General features: G+C 60.7%; 6 protein-coding genes and 1 pseudogene. 6 read left to right on the top strand and 1 reads right to left on the bottom strand.

Going from position 1 to position 6799, the window contains the following annotated elements:
- A pseudogene (locus tag JWR51_RS22665) lies at nucleotides 1-142 on the top strand (aldo/keto reductase); the annotation flags it as partial.
- A gap of 5 nt (nucleotides 143-147) precedes the next feature.
- Here JWR51_RS22665 and JWR51_RS22660 read toward each other — a convergent pair.
- Nucleotides 148-1245 carry a LysR substrate-binding domain-containing protein gene (locus JWR51_RS22660; protein WP_299753175.1) on the bottom strand — a complete coding sequence of 366 codons (1098 nt, stop codon included), beginning with the start codon at nucleotides 1243-1245 and terminating at the stop codon, nucleotides 148-150.
- Nucleotides 1246-1306: 61 nt separating this feature from the next.
- Between JWR51_RS22660 and JWR51_RS22655 the strand changes: the two genes are divergently transcribed.
- The 5 genes from JWR51_RS22655 to JWR51_RS22635 all read left to right on the top strand — a co-directional run bounded on the left by JWR51_RS22655 (nucleotide 1307) and on the right by JWR51_RS22635 (nucleotide 6480).
- Nucleotides 1307-2395, top strand: a complete 1089-nt coding sequence (locus tag JWR51_RS22655; RefSeq protein ID WP_299753173.1) for a mandelate racemase/muconate lactonizing enzyme family protein — start codon at nucleotides 1307-1309, stop codon at nucleotides 2393-2395.
- 61 nt (nucleotides 2396-2456) lie between these two features.
- On the top strand, nucleotides 2457-3575 hold the full coding sequence (locus tag JWR51_RS22650; protein WP_299753171.1) for an extracellular solute-binding protein: 1119 nt from the start codon (nucleotides 2457-2459) through the stop codon (nucleotides 3573-3575).
- A gap of 81 nt (nucleotides 3576-3656) precedes the next feature.
- Nucleotides 3657-4514: an ABC transporter permease subunit gene (locus tag JWR51_RS22645; RefSeq protein ID WP_299753169.1), complete on the top strand. Its 858-nt coding sequence runs from the start codon at nucleotides 3657-3659 to the stop codon at nucleotides 4512-4514.
- Entirely contained in the window at nucleotides 4511-5365 is an 855-nt protein-coding gene (locus tag JWR51_RS22640; protein WP_299753167.1) for an ABC transporter permease subunit, read from the top strand. The genes JWR51_RS22645 and JWR51_RS22640 overlap by 4 nt, the downstream gene beginning before the upstream one ends.
- Nucleotides 5365-6480: an ABC transporter ATP-binding protein gene (locus JWR51_RS22635; protein ID WP_299753165.1), complete on the top strand. Its 1116-nt coding sequence runs from the start codon at nucleotides 5365-5367 to the stop codon at nucleotides 6478-6480. Before JWR51_RS22640 ends, JWR51_RS22635 begins: the two co-directional genes overlap by 1 nt.
- Nucleotides 6481-6799: the final 319 nt, after the last annotated feature.

Genomic DNA, 6799 nt, shown 5'->3' with positions numbered 1-6799 from the left:
GAGCAAGGGGGGCATCCGCAAGGTGGCCTTCGACTTCTCGGAAGAGCATATTCTTGCCGCGGTGGACGGCTCGCTGGCCGCCCTGCGTACCGACTATCTCGACCTTCTGCTGCTGCATCGGCCCGATACGCTGGTGAAGCCCCCCGCTCACAGCCAGTCGCTACTCGGCGCTATTGGCGCGACATAGCTCCAGAACTTCTCCGCGGCCGGATTTAGCTTGCTCCGTGGGCGAAAAAGCCGGATTTCCATCGGAATGCTCCACTGCCTACTCCCGGCCTCGACCAGTCTTTTCCTCTCGATTTCACCGCGCACCACACTGGCTGGCACCCAGGCAATCCCGCGCCCTTCAAGCGCCAATCCGAGCAACAATGCCAGGTGTGAACTGGCGACCGGCACCATCTTGGGCTTGATGGCAGCGATATCGAACACTGTACCGAAAATGCGCCCGAGCCCGGTCTGCTTTTCATAACTGAGCAGCGGGATCGTAACGTCCTTGTGGTCATCAAGTTCATAAAGCGGTGTGCCATCCTCGTTGGCCGCAGCCACCGGCATGAGCCGGTCGGTCAGGATTGATATCGAGGTGAAATCCTCGTCGGGAAGCCGGAACGCCATCCCCTTGTAATAGTGACAGAGCAAAAACGTCGCTTTGCCCTGCAACATATCATGCTCGCATGGCTCCAGCCCATTGGCGATGAGATTGATGCCGCCGATGCGTGTCCGGCTGGCGATGGTGCGCAGCCATTTTGGGAAAAACCCCAGCGCCAGAACCTGCGTCGATGCGAAGCGCAACGTGCCATTGGCCTCTTCCTCGATCACCTGCGCCATCTGCCGGGCCTTATCGAGCTTTTCGAGAATTTCGCTGGCCTGCCCGAGAAATAGCCGCCCCGCCGCCGTCAGTTCCACCGGATGCGATCCCCGGTCGACCAGCGTGACGCCGACCCATTCCTCAAGCTGTTTGACCCGCCGGCTGAAGGCGGGCTGCGTCACATTGCGCAGCTCGGCGGCCCGAGAGAAATTCCCGCTCCTGGCCAGTTCGATAAAGTCCAAAAGCCAAGCCGAATCCACCAATGTCGTCGTCCTGAATAATTGTATCGAAAATCGGCATTGGCCGGGAAATGGCCCCATTGATAGTAACGGCGCATGGCCGAAGTAGCAAGAAACGGCTGCGGGAGGAGCATGCCGGAAGCGGGCGAAAGCGCGCGGACCGACAGAAGGTTTGCCGGCTTTTCCGGCCTTCGCGCCCATCCCGACAATCGATGCTGCCGCTGCGCCAATATTTCCGACTAATGGCAACTGAGAGGGCCTGATGACTATCAAATCGGCGCGTGTGACCGCCTATACCGCCCCCTATGACGAACCGATCACCAATGGGCTCTATACCTATACCCATACGGAAATCTGCGTGGTCGAACTCGAGACGACTTCCGGCGTCGTCGGCATTGGCTGGACCCATGGCGGCAAGATCGTCTATGAAGCTTTGAAGCAGGTCGCCGACGTCGTCGTCGGCCAGCCGCTCAATACCGAACGTATCTGGAAAATGATCTACCGCCCGAAGATCTTCGGGCGCCGCGGCCTTGAAACCCGTGCGCAAAGCGCGGTCGATATCGCGGTGTGGGATGCCATCGGCAAGGAAAGCAGCCGCTCCGTCCACCAGATGCTCGGCGGCTTCCGCGATAGCGTGCCTGCGTATGTCGCCGGCGGTTACTACACCAAGGGCAAAGGCATGGACGCGCTTCAGGCCGAAGTCTCCGGCAAGACCAAAAAAGGCGCTCGGGCGATCAAAATGAAGATCGGCGCCGTGCCGCTGGCCGAGGATTTCGCCCGCATCGATGCGGTCAAGGAAGCCGTCGGCCCCGGCGTCAGCGTCCTGGTCGATGCCAACAACGCCTATAATCGCCTTGATGCCCTCAAGATGGCGCGGTTCCTCGAAACCCGCGATATCTACTGGTTTGAAGAACCCCTTTCGCCCGAAGACAATGACGGTGCCGCCGATCTCGTGCGCCGCACCGATCTCCCCATTGCCCTGGGCGAAAACGAATATACCGTCACTGGCTTCCGCGATCTGATCGACGCCAAGGCCGCCGACGTGCTCAATGCCGATGCCCAGATTCTGGGCGGCATCACCGAATGGCAGAAGTGCGTTCACTATGCCGACGCCCACCATATTCCCGTCGCCCCTCATGGCGATCAGGAAATCCACGTGCATCTGGTGGCCGCCGTCCCAAACGGGCTCATCGTCGAATATTACGACAACAGCCTCAACCGCCTGAAGGACGCCATGTTCCATCAGCAGCTCGAGGTCAATGCCGATGGCTCCATCACGGCGCCAACGCGCCCGGGTCTGGGGTTCGATCTCAACCACGCTGCCTTGGAAAAATTCAAGGTCGAGGGCTAAGCCCAAAGGTGCTCCGGTCAGGCCGGAGCGCCGCTTCGTATCGTTCAAGAGGAGGAAGACAATGAAGCATCTCAATAAATGGCTGGCATCGCTCGCCATTGCCGGCGTTTCCACGCTGGCCGGCCCCGCTTTTGCACAGGACAAGCCGGGCGAAGAACTGATCGTCTATACCGGCACCGGCATCCCCACCGATTTCGCCGACGCGCTGGTCGAGCCGTTCTCCAAGTTCATGGAAGAAAAATATGGCGTGCCGGTCCACGTTCGCACCGTGCCGGGCGCTATTCCCACCGTCTGGGCGCAGCTGCAGACCGAATGGCCCAATCCGACAGGCGACGTCTATTGGCTCTACAATCAGAACATTCGCGAGGGCATCGATCTCGGCTACTGGCTTCCCCTGCAGGATAAGTTCACGCCCGAGGAATGGGCGAGCTTTGATCAGGGCGCGATGAAGACGCTCAATACGCAGGGCTATTCCGCTCCCATGGAAGTTTCCGCCTGGGTTCTAGCGGTCCAGAACACGGTGCCGGCAGATGCGGTCACCTCGATGGCCGATCTGGCCAAACCCGAATTTGCCCATCGCATCACTTTCGACTCGGCCTTGTCGGTCGGTAGCGGCTACAATGCCATCGCGGCGGCGGCGGCCATTCGTGGCGATGATTGGCATACCTGGTTCAAGGACGGCACGTTCGACGAGGCCGCGGCGCGTCCCGCCTTCGACCTTGTGGCCACCTGGGCCGCCAATGCCCTGACGCTGACCCAAGGCTCCGGCTCCATCCGTCCTTTGCTGCGCCGCGGCGAAGCGCTGATCTCTGCCTGGTGGTGGCATAACACGGTGGAAGAGCTGGCTGCCGGCACGGCGATCCATATCGTGGAACCCAAGGAAGGCGTGGTTGCGCTCATCCAGTCGGGTCCGGTGATTTCGTCCAAGACCAAAAATCCGATTGCGGCCGTCGAATGGGCCAAGTTCGTCCAATCCCCGATCGCTACGGAAATTGCCCTGAAAGTCGGCTACCTCAACAAGTTGCCGCGCACCGGCGAGGTTGCCTCTCCTGAATGGCAGGACTTTACCAGCAAGGCGAAATTCCTCTGGGTCGACGATTTCCGCGATGCCATGCTCGACCCCGCCTACAACGAAAAAGTTCTCGATCTCTACAACCGGGTCGTCATCCAGGGACAGTAGTCATCGTCACTCCGACGCGGAAAACCAATGAAAAATATTCATCCCGACGCTGAAATAGCCGACGATGAAGGATACAGGATCTTGCGGCGACGTCTTCGCCGCGAGGTACTTTTCTTCCGGCTCTGCACCCTGCCCGCGGTTCTGGTGACGACACTGGTTGCCCTCGTTCCCTTGGGGCTGTTGTTCTTCAACAGCCTCAAGAACCAGCACAGCGGCGCACCCTCGCTCGAATATTACATTGCCTCGTTCGGCAATGCCTTTTTCATGCGCACCCTGGCCACCACCATCATGATGGCGGCAGGCGTCACCATCGCCGCCCTCGTGCTTGCTTTGCCGCTAGCCTACCTGCTGGCGCGGCGCACCGCTCTGCGCAATGTCATCATGCCCATCATCACCATTCCGCGCATGCTGCCCTTCGTCGTCATCGGCTACGCCATGATCCTGCTGCTGGCGCCGATGACCGGCATCGCCAATCGCGTCCTCATGGGGCTGGGCATCCTGTCCCAACCCGCCTTCATTTTGTTCGACTGGCCGGGTCAGGCCATAGCCTTCGTCTATACGGGCATCGTTGTTGCCACGGCGGTTCTCAGCGGCGTGCTGATGTCGGTCGATCCCCAGCTCGAAGACGCGGCGATCAGCATGGGCGCCACGCGCCTGCGTGCGTTCTTCGTCGTCACCATTCCACTGGCTATTCCGGGGATCATCGCCGCCAGCGCCCTGATCTTCACCTCGATCGTTACGTCCTACGCCATTCCTGTCATGCTCAACGGGCGAGTGCCTTACATGGTGTCGCTGCTCATCGCCAGTAACCTGCTCACCCTCCAGCAGCCCCATCTTGCTTATGCCCAGGCAGTCATCGTGTCGGTTCTCGCCATCGGCGTCACCGGCCTCTCCCAGTATATCCTGCTGCGCTACGGTCAAAACGGAGGCCGCAAATGAGCGCCATCACCGAAACTTCGGCACCGATGCGCCGCTGGACCTTCGGCGGTCTCTTCGGCACCGGCGTGCTGGTCGTCTATGTCGGCATCATGCTGATCTGGCTACTGTTCCCCATCGTTCTGGTGCTGCTGGCTTCGTTCCAGGGGCGGCTGGAAGTCTCGCTCTCGCTGTCGGACTTCAACCTTGATGCCTACAAGGCCATTCCCCCCGCCTATTGGGAAGCATTCTGGTTCACCGTCCGCACCGCGCTGACCGCTACGGCCGTGGCCCTTCTCATCGCCATTCCCGCCGCCTGGGCCATGGTGCGCGGCAAGCTGCGCGGACGCCGCATCATGAGCAATCTGGTGCTGATCCCCGACGTGGTGCCACAACTGATCCTGGGCATCGCCCTGCTCACGGTGTTCATCCCGTTACACCTTAACAATAGCTTCGCCGGCGTTCTGCTGGCTCTCGTCGCCCTCAGCCTCTCCACCGGCCTGCGCTTCACCGAAGCGCTCCTGGAAGGCCTGCCCGAAGAATATGAGCAGGCCGCACAAACCCTGGGCGCCGGCCGTTTGACGACGTTCCGCCTGGTCACCCTGCCGCTCATCGCGCCCGGCGTCGCCATCGCCGCGCTTTTCATCTTCATGCAGAACCTGGTGACGTTCGAATTGCTGTTCTTCATTGCCGGCCCCAATGCCAGCCCGATCGCCATTCGCCTCTTCAGCGATATCGTCGATCGCGGCGTGCTGCCCTATGCCGTCGCAATGGCCGGCGTTCTCGTCTACGTCGCCATGGCGTTCTACACCCTCGTCGCGGTCGTCCTCGGGCCGAAATATATGGCTGGCTCCGTCATGAGCCGGAAAGGTTGATGTCCATGCGTTCTTCAGATCAATCCACGTCGCAGCCGGTTCATATCGAGCGCGTCCGTAAGTCCTTCGGCACCTTTACGGCAGTCAGCGATTTCACGCTCCACATCGCGGCCGGCGAGTTCGTCACCTTCCTCGGACCGAGCGGTTGCGGCAAGACCACGACCCTCAAGATGCTATCGGGCCTGTTGCCGCAGGACGGTGGCGAAATCCGCTTCGGGGACCGCCGTATCGACATGCTGCCCGCCAATAAGCGCAATATCGGGCTGGTCTTCCAGAACTACGCCCTGTTTCCCCACATGACGGTGGCGGAAAACATCGGCTTTGGCCTGCGCATGCGCCACTGGTCCAAAGCCGACAAGAAGGAGCGCGTCGACCAGCTCCTCGCCCTCGTTCGCCTGGAAGGCCTTGCCGACCGCAAGCCCGACCAGCTCAGCGGCGGCCAGCAGCAACGCGTCGCCGTCGCCCGCGCCCTGGCCTTCAAGCCCGATCTCGTCCTGCTCGATGAACCACTGTCCAACCTTGATGCCAAACTGCGCGAACAGGTGCGTCTCGACCTGCGCGATATCCAGCGCGAAGCCAAACAGACCACGGTATTCGTCACCCACGATCAGGTCGAAGCCCTGGTGATGAGCGACAGGATTGTCTTGATGAACGGTGGCCACATCGAGCAGATCGGCACCCCGGTCGATCTTTACGCCACCCCCGCCACCGAGTTCGGTGCACGCTTCGTCGGCGCCAATAACCTGTTTGCCGCCAAACTGGCAGAAACCGGCACCACACCGCGCGCCACGCTGGACGGCTCCTCCCAGACCGCCCCCCTGACCTCGGTCTCGACGCTGCTGACCGAGATCGGCGCTCCGATCTGGTACTGCGTCCGCCCCGAGCACATCCGCACCCGCAAGAGCGGAGAGACCGCTGCTGATTCCGGCCTTACCACGTTTGAGGGCCGGGTTACCGACAAGGTCTATCAGGGCACCACGATCCTGGTCGATATCGAGCTGAAAGGCCTTGGCAAGCTGCGCGCCGAACGCCCCACCTCCGAAGCCGCCCACCTCAATGTCGGCGATGACATCGACATCTTCATCGAACAAGCCCACGCCGTTCCCAGAGCCTGAAACTCGACAGGATGTAGTCGTGTCTAGGGCATTGGATTTTCATGTTGAACCTCTGATGGAATTGTTCTGCTCCCATTTTCTGAAGCGCCGGTTAGTAGAGTTTCTGGGCTGAGATCGCCACCGGGAATTTGCAGCCTAAATAGGCGGACGCTCCATACCGCATATTATGCGAATCCTGGGGCGTCCGGTTTGCGCCCCCATTTCAGATGAGGTGGATGGCTCCCGCTCCCGGCATCTGAGTGCCAAAGTGGGTTTGCTATCAGGCAACCCGAGCAAAGGAGCCATCCGCCATGCAGATTACCACCGTGGGCCTCGATCT

Source organism: Devosia sp., from assembly GCF_028290625.1.
Taxonomy (GTDB): domain Bacteria; phylum Pseudomonadota; class Alphaproteobacteria; order Rhizobiales; family Devosiaceae; genus Devosia.
Note: the sequence above shows the minus strand (reverse complement) of the source record. Positions and strands in the feature narration are given on the sequence as shown.